The organism is Pseudomonas sp. Van50 (assembly GCF_055390755.1).
Map to the genome: position 1 here is coordinate 4,942,730 of NZ_AP024343.1, position 23,922 is coordinate 4,966,651.

The 23,922-nt window shown below is 62.9% G+C and carries 18 protein-coding genes and 1 pseudogene; 7 read left to right on the forward strand and 12 right to left on the reverse strand.

All coding sequences use genetic code 11. The features are described from left to right. Positions 1–230: 230 nt before the first annotated feature. The 5 genes and pseudogenes from ACZ5M5_RS20980 to codA all read left to right on the forward strand — a co-directional run bounded on the left by ACZ5M5_RS20980 (position 231) and on the right by codA (position 5,565). Entirely contained in the window at positions 231–1,310 is a 1,080-nt protein-coding gene (locus tag ACZ5M5_RS20980; RefSeq protein WP_464737918.1) for a patatin-like phospholipase family protein, read from the forward strand. Positions 1,311–1,393: 83 nt separating this feature from the next. Further along, positions 1,394–1,750: a 6-carboxytetrahydropterin synthase QueD gene (gene queD / locus ACZ5M5_RS20985; RefSeq protein ID WP_025212792.1), complete on the forward strand. Its 357-nt coding sequence runs from the start codon at positions 1,394–1,396 to the stop codon at positions 1,748–1,750. Positions 1,751–1,930: 180 nt separating this feature from the next. Continuing rightward, positions 1,931–2,761, forward strand: coding sequence for an alpha/beta fold hydrolase (locus ACZ5M5_RS20990; protein WP_464737919.1), 831 nt, complete (start codon positions 1,931–1,933; stop codon positions 2,759–2,761). A 273-nt stretch (positions 2,762–3,034) separates the two neighbouring features. After that, the gene (gene codB, locus ACZ5M5_RS20995) at positions 3,035–4,306 is read left to right on the forward strand and encodes a cytosine permease (RefSeq protein WP_464737920.1); all 1,272 of its coding nucleotides are present in this window, start codon (positions 3,035–3,037) and stop codon (positions 4,304–4,306) included. A 12-nt stretch (positions 4,307–4,318) separates the two neighbouring features. After that, positions 4,319–5,565: pseudogene (codA, locus tag ACZ5M5_RS21000) on the forward strand (cytosine deaminase). A gap of 199 nt (positions 5,566–5,764) precedes the next feature. Here the strand turns inward: codA and ACZ5M5_RS21005 are convergent. After that, a complete protein-coding gene (locus ACZ5M5_RS21005; RefSeq protein ID WP_464737921.1) occupies positions 5,765–6,757 on the reverse strand; it encodes a diaminopimelate epimerase in 993 nt (330 codons plus the stop codon). 160 nt (positions 6,758–6,917) lie between these two features. On the opposite strand from ACZ5M5_RS21005, the gene ACZ5M5_RS21010 reads away from it, so the two are divergent. Together ACZ5M5_RS21010 and ACZ5M5_RS21015 are read left to right on the forward strand one after the other, a co-directional pair. Continuing rightward, positions 6,918–7,574, forward strand: coding sequence for a carboxymuconolactone decarboxylase family protein (locus tag ACZ5M5_RS21010; protein ID WP_060741417.1), 657 nt, complete (start codon positions 6,918–6,920; stop codon positions 7,572–7,574). A 129-nt stretch (positions 7,575–7,703) separates the two neighbouring features. Then, entirely contained in the window at positions 7,704–8,855 is a 1,152-nt protein-coding gene (locus tag ACZ5M5_RS21015) for an MFS transporter (RefSeq protein WP_192260850.1), read from the forward strand. 131 nt (positions 8,856–8,986) lie between these two features. Here ACZ5M5_RS21015 and ACZ5M5_RS21020 read toward each other — a convergent pair whose 3' ends face one another. The 11 genes from ACZ5M5_RS21020 to ACZ5M5_RS21070 all read right to left on the reverse strand — a co-directional run bounded on the left by ACZ5M5_RS21020 (position 8,987) and on the right by ACZ5M5_RS21070 (position 23,599). Then, positions 8,987–11,425 carry a TonB-dependent siderophore receptor gene (locus ACZ5M5_RS21020; RefSeq protein ID WP_464737922.1) on the reverse strand — a complete coding sequence of 813 codons (2,439 nt, stop codon included), beginning with the start codon at positions 11,423–11,425 and terminating at the stop codon, positions 8,987–8,989. Between the two features lie 97 nt (positions 11,426–11,522). Further along, a complete protein-coding gene (locus tag ACZ5M5_RS21025) occupies positions 11,523–12,506 on the reverse strand; it encodes a FecR family protein (RefSeq protein ID WP_464737923.1) in 984 nt (327 codons plus the stop codon). A 37-nt stretch (positions 12,507–12,543) separates the two neighbouring features. Further along, positions 12,544–13,044, reverse strand: a complete 501-nt coding sequence (locus ACZ5M5_RS21030; RefSeq protein ID WP_060741413.1) for a sigma-70 family RNA polymerase sigma factor — start codon at positions 13,042–13,044, stop codon at positions 12,544–12,546. A gap of 220 nt (positions 13,045–13,264) precedes the next feature. Further along, on the reverse strand, positions 13,265–13,705 hold the full coding sequence (locus ACZ5M5_RS21035) for a carboxymuconolactone decarboxylase family protein (RefSeq protein ID WP_060741412.1): 441 nt from the start codon (positions 13,703–13,705) through the stop codon (positions 13,265–13,267). Positions 13,706–13,885: 180 nt separating this feature from the next. Beyond that, positions 13,886–15,328, reverse strand: a complete 1,443-nt coding sequence (locus ACZ5M5_RS21040; protein WP_464737924.1) for a mechanosensitive ion channel domain-containing protein — start codon at positions 15,326–15,328, stop codon at positions 13,886–13,888. A 202-nt stretch (positions 15,329–15,530) separates the two neighbouring features. Next, positions 15,531–16,397: a pirin family protein gene (locus ACZ5M5_RS21045; protein WP_464737925.1), complete on the reverse strand. Its 867-nt coding sequence runs from the start codon at positions 16,395–16,397 to the stop codon at positions 15,531–15,533. 226 nt (positions 16,398–16,623) lie between these two features. Next, complete coding sequence (locus ACZ5M5_RS21050) at positions 16,624–17,238, reverse strand: response regulator transcription factor (RefSeq protein ID WP_060743165.1); 615 nt, start codon at positions 17,236–17,238, stop codon at positions 16,624–16,626. Between the two features lie 114 nt (positions 17,239–17,352). Further along, a complete protein-coding gene (locus tag ACZ5M5_RS21055) occupies positions 17,353–17,787 on the reverse strand; it encodes a PleD family two-component system response regulator (RefSeq protein WP_103310183.1) in 435 nt (144 codons plus the stop codon). A 333-nt stretch (positions 17,788–18,120) separates the two neighbouring features. Further along, entirely contained in the window at positions 18,121–21,327 is a 3,207-nt protein-coding gene (locus tag ACZ5M5_RS21060; protein ID WP_464739434.1) for an ATP-binding protein, read from the reverse strand. A gap of 308 nt (positions 21,328–21,635) precedes the next feature. After that, positions 21,636–22,970 carry a lysine N(6)-hydroxylase/L-ornithine N(5)-oxygenase family protein gene (locus ACZ5M5_RS21065; RefSeq protein WP_060741408.1) on the reverse strand — a complete coding sequence of 445 codons (1,335 nt, stop codon included), beginning with the start codon at positions 22,968–22,970 and terminating at the stop codon, positions 21,636–21,638. Positions 22,971–23,116: 146 nt separating this feature from the next. Beyond that, on the reverse strand, positions 23,117–23,599 hold the full coding sequence (locus ACZ5M5_RS21070; protein ID WP_060741407.1) for a sigma-70 family RNA polymerase sigma factor: 483 nt from the start codon (positions 23,597–23,599) through the stop codon (positions 23,117–23,119). Positions 23,600–23,922 lie beyond the last annotated feature (323 nt).

Consider the following 23,922-nt stretch of genomic DNA (forward strand, 5'->3'; position numbering starts at 1 on the left):
TTGTCTCCTTTTTTATAATCTTTCACGGGGGCGACTGTATCGGGGTGAACTTAACTGAAACTGAATCGCCATCATGCAACCCACATCAATAATGTGGGAGCGAGCTTGCTCGCGATGACAGTGGGTCAGCGTGTAACGATGCAGGATGTGCCGCCGCTATCGCGAGCAAGCTCGCTCCCACAGGGTCTTGTGTCGTTATAATCATCCGCTTGTACGCATTCGAGACCGGTATGACCGCCATCCACATCAAGTTTCCCGCCCTCACCCTCAAGGCCGGCCCCCGTGCGTTCGGGCGGATTCGCCAGGCCGGCTTGAACGCCGCCGACGTCGGTATCCTGCCCGGCGCCGCCGGTGGCCCCAAGGCCCTGGGCATCCAAGGGCTGGACCTGGCGCTGTTCGGCGAATGGCTGCCCGCCGCGCCCCGGGAACGCTCGCTGATCGGGGCCTCGGTGGGAGCCTGGCGCTTCGCCAGCGCCTGCCTGCCGGACGCCGCCGAGGGGATCCGGCGCCTGGGCACCTTGTACAACGAACAAAGCTTCGCCAAAGGCGTGACCATGGCCGGTGTCAGCCAGAGCTCGCAGCGCATGCTCGAAGACTTGCTCGACGGCCGCGACACCTCGATCCTCGACAACCCGCGGTACCGGCTCAACATCATGGTCGTCAAGAGCCACGGCCTGCTCGCCCAGGATCATCGCGGCCGGCTGGGCCTGGGGCTGTCGTCGGTGATCGCCGACAACCTGCGAGGCCGTGCCCGGCTGTCGCGGCATTTCGAACGGTTGATCATCCATGACCCGCGCCTGGCCCCGCCCCTGCATCCGTTGAATGACTTTCCGTCGCGTTTCGTGCCGTTGGCCGCCGGCAACCTGCGCCAGGCCCTGCTGGCGTCAGGCTCGATCCCGATGGTGATGGAAGGCGTGCGCGACCTGCCGGGCGCCGGTGCCGGCACCTACCGCGACGGCGGTCTGCTGGACTATCACCTCGACCTGCCCTACAGCGGCGAGGACATCGTGCTCTACCCGCATTTCACCGACCGGGTCATTCCCGGCTGGTTCGACAAGGGCCTGCCGTGGCGTCGGGGCAACGTCGACCGTCTGCAGGACGTGCTGTTGCTGGCACCGTCCCGGGAATACCTGGCGCGCCTGCCCTACGGCAAACTGCCAGACCGCAACGACTTCAAGCGCTTCATGGGCGATGACCCGAGCCGCCGCAAATATTGGCGCACGGCGATGGACGAGAGCCGCCGGCTCGGTGACGAGTTCCTCGAGCTGACGGCCAACGGCGGTTTGGGCGAGCGTTTGCTGACCCTTTAGTCAGCACGGTCGCGCAACGCCGTTATCAAACTGATAAACTCCGCCGCCTGCCTCGCGACCGCTACCTTAAAGAGCCCGAACCTGTGGAAATCTTCAAAGAGTTTACCTTCGAATCCGCCCACCGCCTGCCCCACGTGCCGGAAGGCCACAAGTGCGGCCGCCTTCATGGCCACTCGTTCAAGGTGGCGATCCACCTGAGCGGCGATATCGACCCGCACACCGGCTGGATTCGCGACTTCTCGGAGATCAAGGCGATCTTCAAGCCCCTCTACGAGCGCCTGGACCACAACTACCTCAACGACATCCCTGGCCTGGAAAACCCCACCAGCGAAGTGTTGGCCAAGTGGATCTGGAACGAGTTGAAGCCGTTGCTGCCGGAGCTCAGTGCCATCCGCATCCACGAGACCTGCACCAGCGGTTGCATCTACCACGGCGAATAAAACCTGTGGGAGCGAGCTTGCTCGCGATGACGGCGGCACATTCAACACCTAGGTGACAGACAGACCGCAATCGCGAGCAAGCTCGCTCCCACAGGCTTGGCTGCCATCACTGTGTTTTCCTGTCCCGTCAGCATTGGCCTATGCTTGCTCCCCTGAGCCATTTTCAGGGGAGTATCGAGCATGACCCACTGGCCGCTGGATCAAATCTACGACTTCAACGGACACCCCATCCGCTACGCCATCCACGGCGATGGCCCGCCGTTGGTGTTTGTCCACGGCACGCCCTTCTCTTCCTACGTGTGGCACCGGATCGCCCCGTTGTTCTTCGCCACCCACCGGGTGCATTACTTCGACCTGCTGGGGTATGGCCAATCCGCGCAACCCGATGCCGACGTGTCTCTCGGCGTGCAAAACCTGTTGCTCGCACAATTGCTGGAGCATTGGCGCCTGGATTGCCCGGACGTGGTGGCCCATGACTTTGGCGGTGCCACGGCCCTGCGCACGCACCTGCTCAACGGCAAGGATTATCGCAGCCTGACCCTGATCGACCCCGTGGCGCTGTCGCCCTGGGGTTCGCCCTTTGTACAGCATGTCCGCCAGCATGAAGCGGCCTTCAGCGGCCTGCCCGACTACATTCAGCGGGCCATCGTGCCGACCTATGTCCGCGGCGCGATCAAACGGGACATCCCGGACGTGGAACTGGCGCCCTACGTGCAGCCGTGGCTGGGCGAACCGGGCCAGGCGGCGTTCTACCGGCAGATCGCGCAGATGGACGAACGCTACACCCGTGAAGCCGAGGGCCTGTATCCGAACGTGCGCTGCCCGACCCAGATCCTGTGGGGCGAGGATGATCAGTGGATCCCCATCGAACGCGGCCGGGACCTGCAACGGCTGATCCCGGGGGCACAATTGCACCCCGTTCCAAATGCCGGGCACCTGGTTCAGGAGGACGCGCCGGAGGCCATTGTCGCGGCGGTTTTGCGGTTTCTGCCATTGTTCTCCCCGACCTGAAAAACACTGCATTCCCCTGTGGGAGCGAGCTTGCTCGCGATGGCGGCATGGCAGTCACCTTGATGCTATCTGACACACCGCTATCGCGAGCAAGCTCGCTCCCACAGGGGCTCGTCGCGAATGAGATCTGTGTTCCAACTTGAATCACTCGCGCACCGCTTTTGATCCCTGCGCCCACCCAATCCCCAGGATTGTCTATAAATAATCTCGCGATCACCCGCTTGGCACGGCCGCTGCACGCTTGCGACATCCCTCACCCGCAAGGACCGCCACATGACTCAGAACGATCCAGGCAATGACTATCCCCTGAGCGAAGTCCCGCTGCACGCTCGCAAGGGCCTGGCCTCCACGGCCATGGTGCTGCTGGGTTTCACCTTTTTCACCGCCACGATGTTTGCCGGTGGCAAGCTGGGGGTGGCGTTCGGTTTTGCCGAGATGCTCACCGTGATTGTGATTGGCAACCTGCTGCTGGGCCTCTATGCCGCCGGCCTGGGTTACATCGCTTTCAAGAGCGGGCTCAATTCGGTGTTGATGGGGCGTTTCTGTTTCGGCGAGGTGGGCAGCAAGCTCAGTGACTTGATCCTCGGGTTCACCCAGATCGGCTGGTACGCCTGGGGCACGGCGACCGCCGCCGTGGTGCTGGGCAAGTATTTCGAATTGAGCGAGAGCACCGTGCTCGGGTTGATGGTGCTGTTCGGCCTGGGGTTCTGCGCCACCGCCTACGTCGGTTATCGCGGGCTGGAAATCCTTTCGTACATCGCCGTACCAGCCATGATGTTGCTGCTGATGCTGTCGATGTGGGTGGCGACGGTGAAGGTCGGCGGCTTCGAAGGCTTGCTGACGGTGGTGCCTACGAGCAGCCTCGATTGGTCCACCGCCATCACGCTGGTGTTCGGCACCTTCGTCAGCGGCGCGACCCAGGCCACTAATTGGACGCGGTTCTCCCGCTCGGCGAAGGTCGCGGTGCTGGCGAGCCTGATCGGCTTCTTCCTGGGCAACGGCCTGATGGTGCTGATCGGCGCCTACGGAGCCATCGTCTATCAGCAACCGGACGTGGTCGAAGTGTTGCTGCTGCAGGGCTTCGCCATGGCGGCGATGGCGATGCTGCTGCTCAACATCTGGAGCACCCAGGACAACACCATCTACAACTTCGCCGTGGCCGGTTGCAACCTGCTGCGCACCCGCCGGCGCAAGACCGTGACCCTCTGCGGCGCAGTGATCGGCACGCTGCTGGCCCTGTTGGGCATGTACGATCTGCTGGTGCCGTACCTGATTCTGCTGGGCACCGTCATCCCACCGATTGGCGGGGTGATCATGGCCGATTTCTTCTTCCGCTGGCGCGGCCGTTATCCACGCCTGGCCGAAGCCCGGTTGCCGGCGTTCAACTGGCCTGGGCTGTTCGCCTATGGGCTCGGCACGGTCGCCGCGTTCAATTCGCCGTGGGTCGCGCCACTGGTAGGAATCGCCACCGGCGCGCTAACGTATGTGCTATTGATCGGCGTAATGGGTATTCGCACCGCTGACGCACCTCTACAAGACCTATAAAGGATTTGCCCGATGCACATCATCAACGCCCGCCTGCGCAACCGCGAAGGCTTGCATGAACTGCACCTGGAAAACGGCCTGATCGCCAACATCGCCCGTCAGACCGAAGCCCCCAGCCTCGGCCCGGAAGACCTCGATGCCGGCGGCAACCTGGTGGTCCCCCCTTCGTCGAACCACACATCCACCTGGACGCCACCCTCACCGCCGGCGAACCGCGCTGGAACATGAGCGGCACGCTGTTCGAAGGCATCGAGTGCTGGGGCGAACGCAAAGCCACCATCACCCAGGAAGACACCAGCACCCGCGCCAAGAAAACCATCCAGGCCCTCGCCGCCCATGGCATCCAGCATGTGCGCACCCACGTCGACGTGACCGACCCCGAACTCACGGCCCTCAAGGCGATGCTGGAAGTGCGCGAGCAAAGCCGTCATCTGATCGACATGCAGATCGTCGCGTTTCCCCAGGAAGGCATCGAGTCCTACCGCAATGGCCGCGAGCTGATGGAAGAGGCGATCCGCATGGGCGCCGATGTGGTGGGCGGCATTCCCCACTTCGAGTACACCCGCGACCAGGGCGTCAGCTCGGTGAGATTCCTAATGGACCTGGCCGAACGCACCGGCTGCCTGGTGGATGTGCATTGCGACGAAACCGACGACCCGCACTCGCGCTTTCTCGAAGTGCTCGCCGAAGAAGCCCGCAGCCGCGACATGGGCGCCCGCGTCACCGCCAGCCACACCACGGCCATGGGTTCCTACGACAACGCCTACTGCGCCAAGCTGTTCCGTCTGCTCGGGCACTCGGGCATCAGTTTTGTCTCTTGCCCCACCGAAAGCATTCACCTGCAGGGGCGTTTCGACACCTTCCCCAAACGCCGTGGGGTCACTCGGGTCAATGAGCTGCTCGAAGCCGGGATGAACGTGTGCTTCGGCCAGGACTCCATCGTCGACCCGTGGTATCCCCTGGGCAACGGCAACATCCTGCGTGTGCTGGAAGCCGGGCTGCATATCTGCCACATGCTCGGCTACCGCAACCTGCAAAGCGCCCTGGACCTGGTCACCGACAACAGCGCCAAGGCCATGGCCCTGGGCGAGCGCTACGGGCTGGAACCCGGCCGCCCGGCGAACCTGCTGATCCTGTCGGCGGACAGCGACTACGAAGTGATCCGCAGCCAGGGCTTGCCGCTCTACTCGATTCGCAATGGCGAAGTGCTGATGAAGCGGCAGATGCCGGTGGTGGAGTTTGCGCAGCAGCCCGGCTGATTTCCCTGTGGGCGAACTTGCTCGCGACGGCGGTGGGTCAGTTGCATTGATGTTGGATGTAGTGCCGCCATCGCGAGCAAGCTCGCTCCCACAAGGGATCTTCAGTGGACATAAATGTTGAGTCCGGCACAGGGCCCCTGTGGGAGCGAGCTTGCTCGCGATAGCGGTATGAACCGCACCGCAAAATCTCCAGAACGCCCTACGGCACAAGCCGCGCCGTACCGAACAACCTGACCCGCACCAACTCGCCCGCCGCTTCTTCCAGCAAAATCGGCGCCGTGCCGCCGGGCATCACCACCCTCACCACGCCCGCCTTCACCCAGCCCACCCGCCACGCAGCACTGGCCACGGCACTGGCACTGGTACCCGAGGACGCGGTAGGGCCTTCGCCACGCTCAAACACCCGCGCCGCGATTCGCCCTTCGGCTGCCAGGCGGGCCCATTGCAGATTCACCCCGGCGGGGCACGGCAGCCCGGCGCCGCCCGGGGCGGCATAGGCGATGCGAATCAGGCTTTGCGACAGCGCCGCAGTGCGCATCTGCGAATTGCTCGGCAACGCCTCGGCACCGTCCACCAGCGTCACGCAATGGGGGTTGCCAATGTTCACGAATTGGCTGTTGCCCCACGCCGGATTCAACCGTTCAAGCGCCGCCACACGGCTGACCTCGCACTGGTTGAACATCACACGCTCGACGTCCTGGGCACCGACGGCCCCGGGCCCGAACAGCGGTTTGCCCAGGTCCAGCCAGAAGCCTTGGGTGCCTTCGAATTCAGCAGCGCGAACCGAGGTTTGCAGCGGTGACAAACCGTCGGATTTATCGTGATGAACCTGCAGCAAGCAATCACCCATCCCCGCCAGCAAGCCCTGCTCTTGCAAGGCCTGGGAGAAAATCGTCAGGCCATTGCCGCTGCGCTCGGCCAGTGTCCCGTCGGTATTGACGATCAATAGATCAAAGGGCGGTTCACTCTGGAACGGGCCAATCAGCAACCCATCACTGCGATGAGCCTTGGCATCCGGCGGCGCCTCACCCGGCGCCCAGGCGCAGAACGCGTGCACGGCCGCCGCTGCCCAGGACTCGCGGGTCTGCGCGGCCTGGGCGGCCGACGGAGGCAGATCGATGCCATGGTCACGGGCCTGCTGCGGTGAAACGACTCCATAGGTATTGCCGCGTGCGTCGTAGAACGGTGCCATGCATCGGGTCCGGAGAAAGCCAGAAGGGGCCGGTAGTTTAGGCGAAGCCTGCTTCATACAGCCAAATCTTTGCGCCGCAACCTGTCAGGTTCGACAGGTGCGCAGCTATCTGGTGAACCAGTACTTTAGGCACGCAAGCTCCCAGCACAAGGACGCCCCCATGAAGAGTAAACATCCCTCCAGTCCCATGGCCGAGCTCTACAGCGAAGGCCGAAAACATTTCATCGAGCTGGTGCCGGACGGCGGCGCACGACTCGACGCGCTGTTCCATACCGCGCCAGCGCTCGGTGAGTTGGCGGTCGGCGTCGTCTACGGCCATTTGCAGAGTCGCCCCGGCCTTGACTCGCGCTTGCGCGAAGCCGCGACGCTGGCAGCCATCGTCGCGGCCAGCACGGTGGGGCCGCCCTTGAGCGTACATTTCAGGACCGGCGCAGCGTCCGGCCTGGCGCCAGGAGAAATCGTCGAGCTGGTCGTGCAAGCTTCGGCGTTCACCGGTTTCCCTAGAGCTGTCTCCGCGGCCGATCAACTCAATCGGCTGTTCGAAGAAGCGGGCCTTGTCTCACCCCCACCACCAACGCCACGAGAAGTGACGCTGGCGTTTTGCGAAAGCGTGCGCAAGGGCCGCCCGCCCATCCCGGTCTCCCCCGAAATCAAGCGATTGTTGCGCCAGGCCCGACGCTTCTCGGCCCAGGCAACGTCAGCCCGAAACGTGATCGTTGAGTGCTTCGATGAGCAACAGGTATTCCCCATCGCTCTTATTTATTTTGATGTGGAGGCAGACCGGGTGGTGAGCATCAGGCTGTACAAGGCCCAGTGACCCACGGTGTCCAAGGAGGGTGCTTCAGGGCTTCGGCACCTTGGGGTCGCGGTGCGGTCAGTGAATATGCAAGCATAGCCCCCCTGCCTGTACCACCGCACTGCACCGCCCGAAAACCAAGGACGCTTCATGACTGCCATCACGCCCCCGCCCACCTTTGTCCCCGGACGCCTGGAACAGATGTCCACCCGCATCGCCTACCTCATCGCCGGCATCGGCATCGCCGCCTGGGCGCCGCTGGTGCCTTATGCCAAGGTGCGGGCGAACCTGGATGAAGGCACCCTCGGCTTGCTGCTGTTATGCCTGGGGGTCGGGTCGATCCTGGCGATGCCGATTTCCGGTGCGCTGGCGACGCGGTTCGGCTGCCGCCGGGTGCTCAGCGGCGGCACGCTTCTGATCTGCCTGGCATTGCCGTTGCTGGCGACGATGACTTCCCTGCCCTGGCTGGTGGCGGCGCTGTTCCTGTTTGGCGCCGGGCTTGGCACCGTAGACTCGACCGTGAACCTGCAAGCGGTGATCGTCGAGCGGGCCAGTGGCAAGACCATGATGTCGGGTTTCCACGGCATGTTCAGCCTCGGCGGGATCATTGGCGCGGCCGGCGTGAGCGCCCTGCTCGGCCTGGGGCTTTCGCCGCTGGGGGCGACGCTGGTGGTCAATGGCGTGCTGCTGGTGGCGTTGTTCAAAGCGGCGCCGCACTTGTTGCCCTACGGCAGTGAAAGCTCGGGGCCAGCGTTCGCCATTCCCCATGGTGTGGTGCTGTTTATTGGCATCCTCTGTTTCATCGTGTTCCTGGCCGAAGGCGCGGTGCTGGACTGGAGCGCCGTGTTCCTGACCACCGAGCGCGCGGTGGATACCGCCTATGCCGGGCTGGGTTATGCCGCCTTCGCGCTGACCATGACCGTCGGCCGCCTGACCGGCGACTCGGTGGTGCATCGCCTGGGGGCCAAACGCGTGATCATCTATGGCGGGTCGATCGCCGCCGCGGGGTTCCTGCTGGCGACCCTCGCCCCGATGTGGCAAGCGGCGCTGCTGGGGTATGCGTTGGTGGGTGCCGGGTGTTCGAACATCGTGCCGGTGTTGTACACCGCCGTCGGCAAACAGACCCTGATGCCGGAAGCGATCGCGGTACCGGCCATCACCACCATCGGCTATGCCGGCATCCTCGCCGGTCCGGCGCTGATTGGCTTCGTCGCCCATGGCAGCAGCTTGAGCTTTGCGTTTGGGTTGATTGCGTTGTCGCTGGTGGCGGTGGCGGCCAGTGGCAAAGTGTTGAAGGTCTGAGTTCTCTACAGACCTTGTAGGAGCAAGGCTTGCCCGCGATGAAGATGACGCGGTCCTTTTGAGACCGAGGTGCCTGCATCGCGAGCAAGCTTTGCTCCCACAGCGTAAAGCTCACTCAATCCTTGGCCCGATCAGAATCCCACACTCGCCTGCACAAAGAACGTACGCGGTGCGCCGACGTAAATGCCCGAGTTGTTGTCGCTGGAACGGGTGTAGTACTGGTGATCGAACAGGTTTTTCACCCCGGCGCCGACTTTCAGGTTCGACAGCTGCGCACCGAAGTCATAGCCGGCGCGCACGTTCCAGAGCACGTAGCCCGGCATGTCGCCGTACTGCCCATCGGCGGTGCCGTCGGTGATGTAGTCGCCGCTGAAGCTGCCATCGGCGTTCACGTTGTTGCCCGGTGAGCGCTGCTTGGACTGGGCAAAGGCGTCGAGGTTATAGGTCCAGCGATTGACCTCGTAACGCAGGCCCACGTTGGCCACCTGGCGAGAATAGAACGGCAGGTCACGGCCCTTGAAGCTCGGGATCTCGCCTTCGTAAGTCGCGCGGGTGTAGGTGAAACCGGCGTTGGCGGTGAGGCCTTCGAGGCGCGGGTCGAACGCGGCCATGTCGTAGTGCACCGAAGCCTCCAGCCCCTGGTGCTTGGTCGCGCCCATGTTGGTCCAGCCCACGTCGTTGCTGATGTATTGCAGTTCGTCGTCGAAGTCGATGTAGAACAGCGTCACTTCCCCGCCCCACACGTCATCGTTGTAACGCGTGCCGATCTCGTAGGTCTTGGCTTTCTCCGGGCTCAGGCCATTGGCGGTGTTGTTGCCGTCGCCGCCCTGGCCGAGCTGGAAGTATTGCAGGCTGCCGAACGAGGTCTCGTAGTTGGCGAACAGCTTCCAGGCATCGGACAGGTGATACATCACGCTCAGGGCCGGCAGCGGTTCGTTGCTGTCGATGCTGCGGCGTTTCTCCTGCACGGGGCGGCCAGCGGTGTCGAGCACCGGGCGGTCGTGCCATTCGGTGCTGATGCTTTCGAAGCGGATGCCCGGGGTGATGGTCCACTGGCCGACATCGATCTTGTCATCGATATACACCGCGTGGGCTTCAGTGCCGCCGGTACGGTCCTGGTAGACGTGGCCATCGGCCCCCGGACGCACCACGGGTTCGTTATTACGCAACGCCAGGCGGCTGGCCTCTTCGTGCATGCCTTCCTTGAGGTAACGATAACCGACGCTGGCTTCCTGGGTGGTGGGGCCCAGGTCGAACACGTGGGACACCCGGGGTTCGATGCCGAAGGTGTAATAGGTGCGCGGGTAGGACACCAGGTTGCGCTGGTCCCGGGAGGCGATGGTGCTGCCCCGGTAGCTGTCGGAGTAATAGGTCAGCACTTCGGCCCGGGTGCGCTCATTGATCTCGCGGATCCACTTGAACGACACATCCTTGCGCCGGCCACTGAAGTTGTCCCAGTCGCGGTCGGACTGGTACGGGTCCGCGTCGTACTGGGCCTGGGTCAGGCCGCCGGGCATGTCGGCCTTGGCGTCGTAGTAGTGGAAATTCAGCGAGAAGTCGTCGACATCGGTCGGCGCCCAATGGGTCTTGAGAATCACGTCGTCAATGTCGTTGCCGTTGTTGCTCTGGCGATACCCGTTACCGTTGACGCCCGAATACAACAGTGCCACGCCCAGGCCGTTGTCAGCGGTGCCGCCAAGGAAGGCCGTGTCGATGTGCTTCCAGCCGCCGTGCTGGGAGGTTTCCAGGGTGGTGCCGATTTCACCGGTGGCTTTCTGCGGAATCGCACGGGTCACGAAATTGATCACCCCACCGACGTTCTGCGGCCCGTAGCGCACCGAGCCTGCGCCACGCACCACGTCGATGCTGTCCAGGTTGCCCAGGGCAATCGGCGCCATGGACAGTTGCGGCTGGCCATAGGGCGCGAACGCTGCCGGTACGCCGTCGATCAACACCGTGGAGCGCGGCGACAAGCGCGAGGTCAGGCCACGTACGCCGACGTTCAGGGAAATATCGCTGCCGCCGGTGCCGTTGGCGTCTTGCACCTGCACCCCCGGCACCCGCCGCAGCACGTCGCCGAGGTTCATGGCGCCCTGCTCCACCATCGCTTGGCGGCGGATCACCGTACGCGCACCGGGGTGGTTCTGCACCACTTCGGCGTTGGCATCGCCGAGCCAGTCACCGACCACCTGGATTTCAGTCGCCCCCAGCTCCAGCGGGCCGGCGTTGGACGCCGAAGGTGCTGGCGACACGGTCACCGAACCCTTATCGATCTGGTACTGCAGGCCGCTGCCCTGCAGCAATTGGCGCAAGGCCGCTTCCGGGGACAAGTTGCCGTCCACCGCCGGCGCTTGTTTGTCGGCCACCGATTCGGGGCTGAAAAACACCTGCAACGCGGTCTGCTGGGCGAGCTGGGTCAAGGCTTGCCCCAACGGTTGCGCCTGGATGTGAATAGCGGTGGCGGCCTGATCGGCGAACGCCTGGGGCACAGCGGCGCCGACCGCCAGGGTCAGGGCCAGGGGCAGCCAGCGCACGTGGGTACGGTTGTTGTTTTTGGCGGTTGTTTTCACGTCGAACCTTGTCCTGTTGATCGCAAGAATACGCGTCTGTTAATGCAAACCAGTTGCAGTTGGACAAGAAGACGAAGAACTCGGAAAAAACCTGAATCTATCGTGCGATTATTTCCTGGCTGCCGTCATCCAGGTTACGCACGGCCACCGGCAGGATGTTCGGCAGCGCCTTGAGCAGCGCCTCGGGGTCGTCGGCGCGAAACACGCTGGTCAGGCGCAGGTTACCCACCGCCGCGCTGCCGACCCGCAGGGGCTGGGGGCGATAACGAGAGACTTCTTCAGCCACTTCCTTGAGCGGCGCGTCGTTGAACACCAGCTTGCCATGGCGCCAGGCGGTGAGCGCCTCGGTGTTGACCGCGTAAGGCGTGGCGACTTTGCCTTGGGCATCGATCTGGGTGCCGAAGCCCGCTGTCAGGCTGACCAACTGAGCCGGGGGCGCGGCGTGGCCCTGGACCTTGACGCTGCCCTGCGCCACCGCCACCCGGGTCTTGTCGGCATCGCGGCGTACATCGAAGCGCGTCCCGGTCACCGTCACCTGGCCGTTGCCCGCATCGACGGTGAATGGCCGGCCAGCATCGTGTTCGACGCTGAACAGGGCCTCGCCCTCGACCAGTTCCACCCGGCGCTGACGGTGTGCGAATTGAATACGCACCCGGCTGCGGCTGTTGAGGTCGATCACCGAACCGTCCGGCAAGGCGATATGCCGACGCTCGCCAAGGGCGGTGGCGTATTCGCCGCTGTAGTCGGTGGAAGAACTCAAACCGCTGAACAGCCCCAACCCCAGCGCTACCGCGAACAGTCCGGCGGCGACGGCGTAGCGCAGCAGCGGCCGACGCTTGGGACGTTCGGCGGGAGGTTCGCACAGCGCTCGCAGGCGTTCCTTGGGCAGCAGGTCCGTGGCGCTCCAGATCCCCTGGAGCAATTGAATTTCGTCACGGTGGTTGGCATGTTCGTCCAGCCAGGCTTCGAAACGCTGGCGCTCCTCGACACTCATGGCCGGCGCTTGCAAACGCACGAACCATTGCGCCGCCGCGTCGCGAACCCTGTCCTGCCCGCACGGGCATTCACGGCTATCCATCATGGAAGGTCCTGTGGCTCAGGTGGAAGAGGACGACGGATCATTGGCCTGGTCCGTCCAGGCGATCACGCAGATGCCGCAGGGTGCGGATCATATACTTTTCCACCATGTTTTTTGACAGGCCCAGGCGCTCGGCGATTTCCGCCTGGGTCAGGCCTTCGATCTTCTGCCAGACGAACACCGTGCGGCAGTTGGCCGGCAGCTCGGCAAGCGCCCGCTCGATGGAGTCCGCCAGTTGGATCGCGTGCATGAAGTGCTCCGGGTCGCCCGAAAACGACTGACCAGGGTCGATGACAGCCTCTTCCATGGCCCCCCGTCGATCTTCGCGCCGATAGCCATCCACTGCAATGTTGCGCGCGGTCTGATGCAAATACGCCCGTGGCTGCTCGACCCCGCTCGAATCGGACTCAAGCACCCGCACGAAGGTGTCATGGGCCAGGTCCTCGGCCTGCTGGCGATTGCGCAGGCGACGGGTCCAGGTGCCGATCAACTCTTCGTAATGCTCGAAAAAGCCGGGTCTGCGGGGCAGCTTGGGGGTCATCGCGGCGCGCTGTGGAAACGGGGCGTGAATAGTAATGGTTACTATTCATGTGAAGCAAACCTATTACGGCGCCTGTCGTCCGAAGCTTTAAAACTGAGGCATAAACCTTTGTGGGAGCGAGCTTGCTCGCGATGGCGGTGTGTCAGTCAAGGGTGCATTGACTATCAGACCGCTATCGCGAGCAAGCTCGCTCCCACAGGTTTTTTTCTTCTTCGCCCGACTACGCCTCAGGCATCTTGCGAAAGCCCACCGCCAAGCGGTTCCAGCCATTGATGGCGTTGATCGCCACGGTCAGGTCGACCATTTCCTTGGGGCTGAAATGCTCGCTCAGCAGGGCATAGTCGGCGTCCGGCGCGTGGGTGTCGCTCAGGCGGGTCAGGGCTTCGGTCCAGGCCAGTGCGGCGCGTTCGCGGCCGGTGAAGAACGGCGCTTCGCGCCAGGCGGTCACGGCGTACAGGCGACGTTCGGTCTCGCCGCCCTTGCGGGCATCGGCGGTGTGCATGTCGATGCAGAAAGCGCAGCCGTTGATCTGCGAGGAGCGCAACTTGACCAGCTCCAGCAGGGACTTCTCCAGGCCCAGGTTCGAAGCGGCGTTTTCCAGGGCCAGCATGGCTTTGAAAGCGTCAGGGGACGCGGTGTAGAAATCGATACGCGGTTGCATGGTGAACTCCAGAACAATGAGGTGTAGCGCTACGTTAGCCGTGCAGTGGCGCGGTACAAATAGCCAATTGTTGGGAAGTTCGGGTGGCCAATGGGGAACGCGTCGGGGTTTACCTGAAGGAGGGCTGGAGGCGCTTGTGGCGAGGGCGCCACAAGGGACATGGGGACTTCAAGATAGGCTTCAGGCCCGGCTGCGCAGCCACTGCAGGAAGCGCTTCTTGGCGACGGGCTTGGGCAGGTCGCGGGTGAGGTTCTGGGCCAGGTGCATGCGCACGTCCAGCAGGTTTTTCATCGCATCGTTGATGTCGCGACGGGCCTCGAGGCACGGCTTGAGATAGCTGTTTTCGATGCGGTACAGGGTGCAGAACGTCTTGGCGGAAAAAGTCGCCAGGGCCGCCTGATCCGCGACGATCCCGGCTTCGCCGATCACTTCCCCCGGCCCCATGCGTCCGCCCTCGAGTGGCTGGCCGTTGCGCATCAGGGTGACACTGACCACCCCTGACTCGATGATGAACAGATGATCGCTGACCTCCCCCGCCGCCAGGATCACATCGCCGGCGCGGAAGGTTTGCAGGGTCATGTTCTGGCTGAAGGTGTCTTTCTCATCCTGGCGCAGGGTGGAGAAAATGCTCGAGCTTTCCAGCAATGCCCGGGGCCGCGACACCGCCTGGGGCGTGGCGCTTTCACTGGTGGACAGCAGGCTCACGCCCGACGCCTGCAAATGCCGGAACGCCAGGTCGAACAACTGGTTGCGCACCGTGCGTTTCAGGGCCATGGAGGCGACGAACCCGCTGACTTCATACTCCGCCCCGCCACTGCCGCTGCTCTTGAGCGCGACGCTGGGTGCCGGGGTGGCGAGCAGGGAACGACAGCCAATCATGGCCCGCTCCAACGCATCGATCACGGTTTGTGGCCGCGCATGCGGGCTGACCTGGATGCTGATGGACAGGCCATGGACATCGCTGGGGCGACTGAAGTTGATGACCTTGGCCTTGGCCGCCAACGAGTTGGGAATCACCGCCATGCTGCCCTGGGCGGTCTGCAAGCGCGTGGCCCGCCAATCGATGTCGGTGACCCGGCCTTCAGTGCCGTCGATGGAAATCCAATCATCGAGCTGATAGGGCTTGGTGGTGTTGAGCACGATTCCGGAGAACACGTCGCTGAGGGTGCTCTGCAAGGCCAGGCCGACGATGATCGCCATCGCGCCGGACGTGGCCAGCACGCCCTTGACCGGTAAATCCAGCACGTAGGCCAGTGCCGCGATGACAGCGATCAGGAAAATCACCGCGCCGAGCAAATCCTGCAACAACCGCCCGGTGTGGCCGACCCGTTGCATCATCGCCGCCACGATCAGCACCGTCAGGGTTCGCGCGGCGAACAGCCACCAGGTGATCTGCAAACCGGTAGCGGCCAGGTGCCTCGGCACATCGTCGACCCACTGCGCCGGGACCATGGGGTTGAGGCCTTCGTTGAACAGCAGCACGCTGAACAACGAAAAAATCACCAGCCTTGCGCCGACTTTCCAATAGATCCGATCCGCACTGACCAGATGCCACATCAGTAGGTCGAGCACCAGCAGCGCCAGGGCACAGAGCAGCGGGTGCTCGGAGATCAGAAACAGCATCGGGACAGCTCCAGGAGGGCGATTGGCGAAGATTGGCACAGTTTGAACACGCTGTAGAGATCCCCCGCAGATCCCCATGTGGGAGCGAGCTTGCTCGCGATAGCGGTGTGTCAGTCAAGGGTGCATTGACTATCAGACCGCTATCGCGAGCAAGCTCGCTCCCACAGTGGGTGTAGGTGCTGCGCGACTGTCGGTTTCGCGTTCAATCGTCCATCCGGCCAAAGCGCCCGGAGTGGAAATCATTGAAGGCCTGGTGGATTTCCTGTTCGCTGTTCATCACGAACGGACCATGGCCCACGATGGGTTCGTCGATCGGCTCGCCACTGAGCAGCAACACCACCGCGTCGTTATTGGCTTGCAGGCTCAATTGGTCGCCGGCCCGGTCGAACAGGGCCATCTGCCCGGCCTCGACCCGTTCGCGGCCATTGGCCTGGACCGAGCCCCGCAGCAGCACCAAGGCGGTGTTGTGGCCTTCGTGCAGGTCAAGGGTGAGGGTTTTCCCGGCATTCAAGCGGATGTCCCAAACGTCGATGGGGGTGAAGGTCCGTGCCGGGCCTTGATGCCCTTCGAAACTTCCGGCGATCAGGCGCAGGCTGCCGGCGTCGTCCTTCAGGGCGATGTTCGGAATGTCGCCCTTGAGGAGCGTCTGGTAGCCGGCCGGGGCCATCTTGTCCTTGGCGGGCAGGTTGACCCACAGTTGGACCATTTCCATGAACCCGCCCTGGCGGGCAAACGCTTCGGAGTGGAACTCTTCGTGGATGATGCCGGAAGCGGCGGTCATCCATTGCACATCGCCGGGACCGATCTTGCCGCCGCTGCCGGTGGAGTCACGGTGTTCCAGTTCGCCCTGGTAGACGATGGTCACGGTTTCGAACCCACGATGGGGGTGCTGGCCGACGCCGCGACGCTCGCTGGTCGGCGTGAATTCGGTGGGGGCGGCGTGGTCCAGTAGCAGGAACGGGCTGATGTGCTTGCCCAGGTTGTCGTAGGAAAACAGCGTGCGCACCTGGAACCCGTCGCCGACCCAATGAGGCCGCGGGCTGGTGTAGAGGCCAATGATGTTTTTCATGCTGTGTCTCCAAAATCAGGTACTGCGATTTGATGGACACAGCTTAAAACCCACACCCTTGAAGCACTAGACAGCAAAAACCGGCCTTAGCGTTCCATTTGGAGAACGATCAAGAACCTGTGGGAGCGAGCTTGCTCGCGAGAGCCGTGGTTCAGCTTGCATAAGTGTTGGATGTGCCAACGCCATCGCGAGCAAGCTCGTTCCCACAGGGTTGGGTGTCACTCATTCAAAGGTGATTGCGCTTGGCAAACTCCGACAACCCCACCAAGGATTGCAGCCCCAGCTTTTCCAACAGACGGCTCTTGTAGGTGCTGACGGTTTTTGGACTCAGGAACAGGCTTTCAGCGATGTCCTTGCCGCGCATGCCCATGGCCAGCATGCGCAAGATGGACAGTTCGCGGGTGGAAAGGCTTTCCAGGGCTTGCTGTTCGCTGCGTTGCTGGAAATCCAGCCTGACGGGCATCTGGGGGAAATAGGCATAACCGGACTTCAACGCCTGGATGGCCTTGGTCAGTTCCTTGAGATCGCTTTTCTTGGTCACAAAGCCCCGGGCCCCGGCCGAGATGCAGCGGTTGCAGAAGTGCTGCGCATCCTGGGACGTGAACACCAGCACGCTGCATTCAGGAAACTGGGCCATGATCCAGACCAGCAGGTCCAGGCCATCGAAGCCGTTCATCACCAAATCCAGGATCACCAGGTCTGGCGCACTCTCCTTGATGATGCCCCGGGCATCGGCCGCGCCGCTGGCGTCCCGGATGTGGGTGAACGCCTCATTCTGGCAAATGAGCCGCAGCGCCCCTCTAATGACAGGGTGGTCATCCACGATCAACACGTCTTTCAAGGCAGCTCCCCAAAACAATACAAACGGCACCGGTGCCATGACCGCACCGGACTCTTGCACAAGTGCCAGGCCCTGCCACCTGTCAAACCTGACAGTGCGGACCAACGGTCTGGTTCAGCGTCCATGACCCTGCCTGAGGGGGCGAACCCACGGTTGAAACGGCTCATGGATAGGAGGATCGACCCGTTCCATCAGGCGTCGCAGTGACGCGAGATCAGGCAGTGGCGCCTGGCTCAGATGCACGTTCGATCGACGCGCCACAGGCACCGGCGACTGACTGGCCGGTTGCGCGTTGTAGATCATCCCGTGACGAATCTGCGGGTTGTAGATCACAAAATCGTGCAGGTCCAACGCCCCGTCCGCCAACGCCCCGTTGACGACAATCAGGTCGAACGGCTCGCTGCCGTACTCCACCAGCGTGAGCAGTTCCTGCAAATGGCTCACGGGGACAATCCGGTGGTAGCCCTGTTGGTTGAACAGACGCTCCAGCACGATTCGATAGGTCTGTTGTGGGTCGGCAATCAGGATACGAAGTGCTTTGTTCGGCATGGCAAGCTTTCCAATAGCAACGCGCCAGGTAGGCACCGGCTCAAGAACATTCAGGGCGCTCAGGCTAGAGGAAGCGTTTGAAGGGCGATGTAGGACTAATCCTAAAATAAGGACAGACACAGCCCCTATGGCGAGGGAATTTATCCCGCTCGGCGCTTTGCAGGCGCTGGCGAAGCCTGCGATCTTTGATCGTTCGCTTGGGATTGTAGGAGCTGGCGAAGCCTGCGATCTTTTGATCTTTCGCTTGGGATTCAAGGGTCTTTGGAAAGATCGCAGCCTCGTTGCACTCGTCAGCTCCTACGGTTCATACAATTCATACAGCTCCTATAGCGCCTATTCCTCCAGGTGGGTTTTCAGTCGTTCCGCCAGGTGCTCGATGGCTTGGCGAAGGTCTTCCACGGCCTCGGCGAGCAGCACCGTGTCGTTCCCTCGACAAGCGCTTTCCAGCGCCTCGCAGGCGGCGATCAGGCGTTGCGCCTGGATGATCCGCGCCCCGCCCTTGATCCGGTGCGCCAGGTCCGCCAGGCCCGGCAAGTCCTGTCGGGTAGACAAGTCCAGCAGTCGCGCTTGATCCGCGGCATTGCTGCTGACCAGTTCCTCCAGCAACGCCCTGATCGCACTGGTGTCGCCACCGGTCAGTTGCTCCAGCCCGGTCAAGTCGAGGCCATCGCCGGACTGGGGCGCCCGCGCATCCGGCATGACCGAAGCCAGGCACGCATTGAGTGCCTTGAGGCCGATGGGCTTGAACAGGCAATCGTCCATCCCGGCTTCGGCGCAGCGCTGCTTTTCCTCGGGCTGGGCGTTGGCGGTGAACCCCAGGATCACCACCGGCGACAGGCTATGATCGCGCTCTTCGGCGCGAATGGTACGGGCCAGTTCGTAGCCGCTCATCAAGGGCATGTTGCAGTCGGTGATGACCACATCGAAGTGTTCGCTGCGCCAAGCCTGCAGACCGTCGACACCGTTCTGCGCCTCCCGGACGCGATGGCCCAGGTAGCCCAATTGCTGGGACAGCAGCAAGCGGTTGGCCGGGTAGTCGTCGACCACCAGGATACTCAGCGCCGGGACCGGCAGCAGCGCCTCGACCTCGGCAGGCGCCGCCGGCAGCGCATCGAGCAAGGGCAGCTCCAGCAGAATCTCAACCTGCGTGCCCTCCCCCGGCACGCTATGCAACACCAGGGTGCCCCCCATCATTTCGCACAACGTCCGGCTGATGACCAACCCCAACCCGGAACCGCTGCGAGCCGACTGCGGGTGCTGGCCGGCCTGGGCAAAGGGGCTGAACAGGCGGCGCTGATCCTCGGGGGAAATACCGCAACCGGTGTCCTCCACCCGCAGGCAAAGACCCAGGCGTTCGTGCCCAGGGACCGGCTCGCCGCGCACACTCAGGCGCACTTCACCCTGGTCGGTGAACTTGATGGCGTTGCTCAACAGGTTCGAGACGATCTGCTTGAAACGCAATGGATCAATCAACACGTCGCGGTCGATCCCGGCATCCAGCACCCAATGCAAGCGCAGGTGTTTCTGCCAGGCCAGGCCCTCGAAAATCCGCGCCACCGACTCGATCAACGTGTGCAGATTGGCCCGCTGCGGCACCAGCGACAACTTGCCCGACTCGATGCGGGCGATGTCGAGGATGTCGCCGATCAGATCCAGCATGCCATGGGCCGCACCCGACGCGACTTCGATGGCGAATCGGTCGACGATGCCTTGGTCGGCTTTTTTCAGGGCCAGCTCCAGCAGGCCGATCACCGCATTCATCGGCGTGCGGATCTCATGGCTCATGGTCGCCACGAAGGTGGTCTTGGCCCGATTGGCCTCGTCGGCGCTTTCCTTGGCCACGCGCAGCTGTTCCAACAGCCGTCGCAGATAGATGCCCCAGCCCAAGGCCACCAGCAACAGCAGCGCAGCAACGGCGAACCCCTGGAGAATCGTGGTGCGGTTGCGCAGCCAGTAACTGTCGTCGATCACCACTTCACTGCGCCAGCGGTTGGTCAGCTCGTCCATTTCTTCCGGGGAAATACTCAACAGCGCCTTGTCCAGGATCGAGTAAAGCTCCAATGCGCCCCGGTTCGTCGCCAGGGCGATGTGCGCGGGCAAGGTGCCCACGGTGCTGGTGACTTGCAGCGTGTCGCGGTACTGGCGGGAAATCATGTAGCGGGCGCTGATCAGCGGGTTGATCGCAGCATCTGCCGTGCCGGCGGCGACCATGGCCATGGCGTCGGCCGCATTCTGCGCCGCCACCAACTGCACGCGGGGGAACTGCTCCAGCAGGAACTCGCGCAGCACGTTGCCACGCACCAGCGCCACGCGCTTGCCCGCCATCTGGTCCAAGGTCAGCGCCTTGGCCCTGACCGGCACCACCAACACGAACGGGTTCGTCAGGTACGGTCGGGTAAAGCGCAACTCGTCCTCGAGTTCGGCGCTGGGTATGGCGGTTGCCAGGACGTCGGCCTTGCCGCTCTTGATCTGCCCGATCAAATCGTCAACCGAATCGCCCCGCTGCACATCGAATTTCAAACCGGTGCGCAAGCTGATCCGCGCCAGCACATCGGCGCCGATGCCGCGCAAATGGCCTTGCTCGTCGAAGAACGTCAGCGGCAGGAAGTTTTCATTGGCGGCGACTTTGATGCGGGGGTGGGCGTCCAGCCAACGCTGTTCGTTGACGCTGAAATGCAGCGCCTGCAGACCGGGCATGCTCGCCCCGCCGGCGCTCCAACGCCGCAGGATGATCATGCGTTCGCTGGCGGGAATGGCGTGCAGCGCGGCATTGACGATGCGCAACACGCGCTCGTTGCCGCGACTGACCGCAAAGGCGAACGGCTGCACTTCCATACGCGAGAAATCGGCCAGTTGCACATTGTTCAGGTAATTCTTGCTGATCAGGTAGTTGGAACTGATCGAATCCCCCAGGTAGACGTCGGCCTGACCAAACGCCACGGCGCCGATGGCACTCAAGGTCGAGGGGAACAGCTGCAACGAAGCCTCGGGATAAAACCCCTTGACCGTCTCCGGCGGTAAATAGTGATACAGCATGGCCACCCGCTTGCCCGCCAGGTCCGGGGGCAAGTCCTGGCTGTCGTCGATGCGGGCCACGAGGGTCGGCAGGTCATCGGCATAGGCCTGGGACATCGCCAGGTCCGGATCGGCGGCTTCGAAGCCGTTGGCGGTGCCGAGCAGGTCGATCTCACCGCCGCGCAGGGCCTGGAGCGCTTCGGCGTGGGACGGATAGCGCTGGACCTGCACCGTGACGTGCAAGAGTTGCCCCAGCAATTGCGCATAGTCGGCAGTCAGGCCTTCATAGTCGCGACCATTGCCGGTGATGCTGAAAGGCGCATAGTCCGGCGCCGAGGCCCCCAGCCGCAACGTGCCCTTCTGGCGCAGCCAGGCCCAGTCGGCAGCGTCCAGGGACACCGCATAATCCTCCACATTGGAGCGCCCGAGCACCTGCAACGACTCAGGAGTCGCGCCTACCGGTAGCGCCAAGCTCAATGAGCCCAGCAACAGCGCCACCAGGCCTGTGCGTAAAAGCAGCATCATCTGGTCAGGGTGTTTCGCTTGGCGTGGTCGGCCCGGCGCACCACCGACCTCAGTCAGGGTGACCGGTTGGGGGTTCAGACTGCCAATACGAGGGAACAGCGAACCGTCGATGCGCCTGTCCAACAGACGCATGACATGAGTGTAGGAAGTTTCTGAAGAATTTCCTGCGAGTGACCAGAGAGCGGACCTATGGCCTGTGGGAGCGAGCTGGCTCGCGAAGGCGTAGTGTCAGCCACTTCAGTATTGGCTGAACTGACGCCATCGCGAGCAAGCTCGCTCCCACAGGGGGTGACTCGCTCCTACAGGGCCTATACAGCGGCCAACAGCATGTCGCGTACTGGACGAGCCTGTCCGCGATTGTTCCCATGCTCATACAGCGAGCCGGCAATCTCATCGGCACGCACCGGCAGGATCGACAGCAACGTATCGCTCAGGCCATGGCTGGCCTGGCAGAAGCCCTGCATGTAGATCGCCGCCTTGCAGCGCTCGTCGGTAATCAGCTTGTAATTGCGATCCACCTCGAAATCCCCCAGGTACTGCGCCAGCGGCTCCAGCAGGGTGCGGTGCATCTGCCGCTCGTAACCGGTGGCCAGCACCACGGCGTCATAACGGCGTACCGTCAGCTCGCCGGTGGCGTTGTTGCGCACCGCCAGTTCCACGCCGGCGGCGGTGGCCGTGGCCTTCTCCACCGTGGTGAGGGTGCGGAATGCATGACGGGCGATGCCAGAAACTTTCTGGCGATAGAAAATCCCGTAGATACGCTCGATCAGGTCGATGTCCACCACCGAATAGTTGGTGTTGTGGTACTCGTTGACCAGGCGCTCGCGCTCGCTGTGGGGTTGCTGGAACACCAGGTCGGTGAACTCCGGCGAGAACACTTCGTTGACGAATGGGCTGTCGTCCGCCGGCTTGAGAGCCGAGCCGCGCAGGATCATGTCGACCTGTACCGAAGGAAAGCTGTCGTTGAGGTCGATGAAGGCCTCGGCCGCGCTCTGCCCACCGCCGATGATGGCGATCTTCATCGGCTGGCCCTTCACGCACGGCTGACCCGCCATGCGCTCCAGGTACTGGGAATGGTGGAACACCCGCGCGTCATCCTTGAACGCCTTGAACGCGTCGGGAATGCGTGCGGTACCGCCGGCGCTGACCACCAGCGAGCGGGTGGTGCGGACCAGCTCTTCGCCCTGGCCGTCGCGGGAAATCACCCGCAGCGCCTCGACCTGCTGGTTGTGCAGCACCGGTTCGATGCGCAGCACTTCCTCGCCATAGCGGCTCTGTGCGCTGAAGTGTCCGGCCACCCAGCGCAGGTAATCATTGAACTCCATGCGGCACGGGTAGAAGGTGCCGAGGTTGATGAAGTCCACCAGGCGGCCATGGTGCTTGAGGTAATTGACGAACGAATACGGGCTGGTGGGGTTGCGCAGGGTCACCAGGTCCTTGAGGAAGGAAATCTGCAACTCGCTCTGGGTCACCAGGGTGTTGCCGTGCCAGCGGTAGTCGGCCTGCTTGTCGAGGAACAGCACGTCCAGTTCACCCTGGACCGGCCCCCGTTCCTGCAGCGCGATGGCCAGCGCCAGGTTCGAAGGGCCGAAGCCAATGCCGATCAAGTCGTGAACGATGGGCGATGCAATTGCCTGTGTCATGTCCAGTGTCCTCTGGAAAAGCCCCTCAACAGGGCACGAAAAGCCTGGGGAACCTGACCGGCACTGAAGGCGCCGGCAAGTCGTCTGTTGAGAGGAACGAGGACAGTGAAAAAAAATTTACCGCCGGGTGACCGGCGACGCTCGAATCAGGGCGCGTCCCACTGACGCACGCGAACGCGGCAGTGCTTCATGGCGTTGACGATGTGCTTTTCCACCAATGCCCGGGAAATGCCCAGGCGCTCGGCGATTTGCGGGTGGGACAGGCCTTCGAGCTTGCGCAGCAGGAAACTCTCGCGGCACAGCGGCGACAGCTCGGCCAGGGCGCGCTGCAGCATGTCCAGGCGCTGGCCATGGTCGAGACTGGTGTGGGGCGATGGCGTGAAGAAGCGCTCTTCGTTGTCCAGCACATCCAGGGATTCGACCTGGCGCAGGACGTTGCGTCGATGCCCGTCGATCACCAGGTTCAGCGCCGTGCGGTAGAGGAACGCCCGAGGCTGTTCGATGGGCGTGTCGCTGGCACGCTCCAGCACCCGCACATAGGCGTCATGCACCACATCCTCGGCCGCCTGGCGGTTGCCTAGCCTGGCGTTCAGGAAACACACCAGCTCGCGATAGTAGTTTTCCAACATGACTCCCGTGCGCAATGGCCGCGCCAGCTATCCCAATGCCACCCGGCATGCCTGAAAAGGGCATGGCACGATAATGGCAGCTTCGATCGCGTAATTTATAGTAATTCTCATATAGATTTAAAGCGTTGGTTTGTATCGGGGTTGATTCGTTCAGTTGACGAGGTGTCGGCCTCTGGCTTTTGTGGCGAGGGAGCTTGCTCCCGCTGGGCCTGTAGGAGCTGACGAGCGGAGCGAGGCTGCGATCTTTCCCCAGACACTTGAGTCTCAAGCGAAAGATCAAAAGATCGCAGGCTTCGCCAGCGCCTACACAGCCCAGCGCGAGC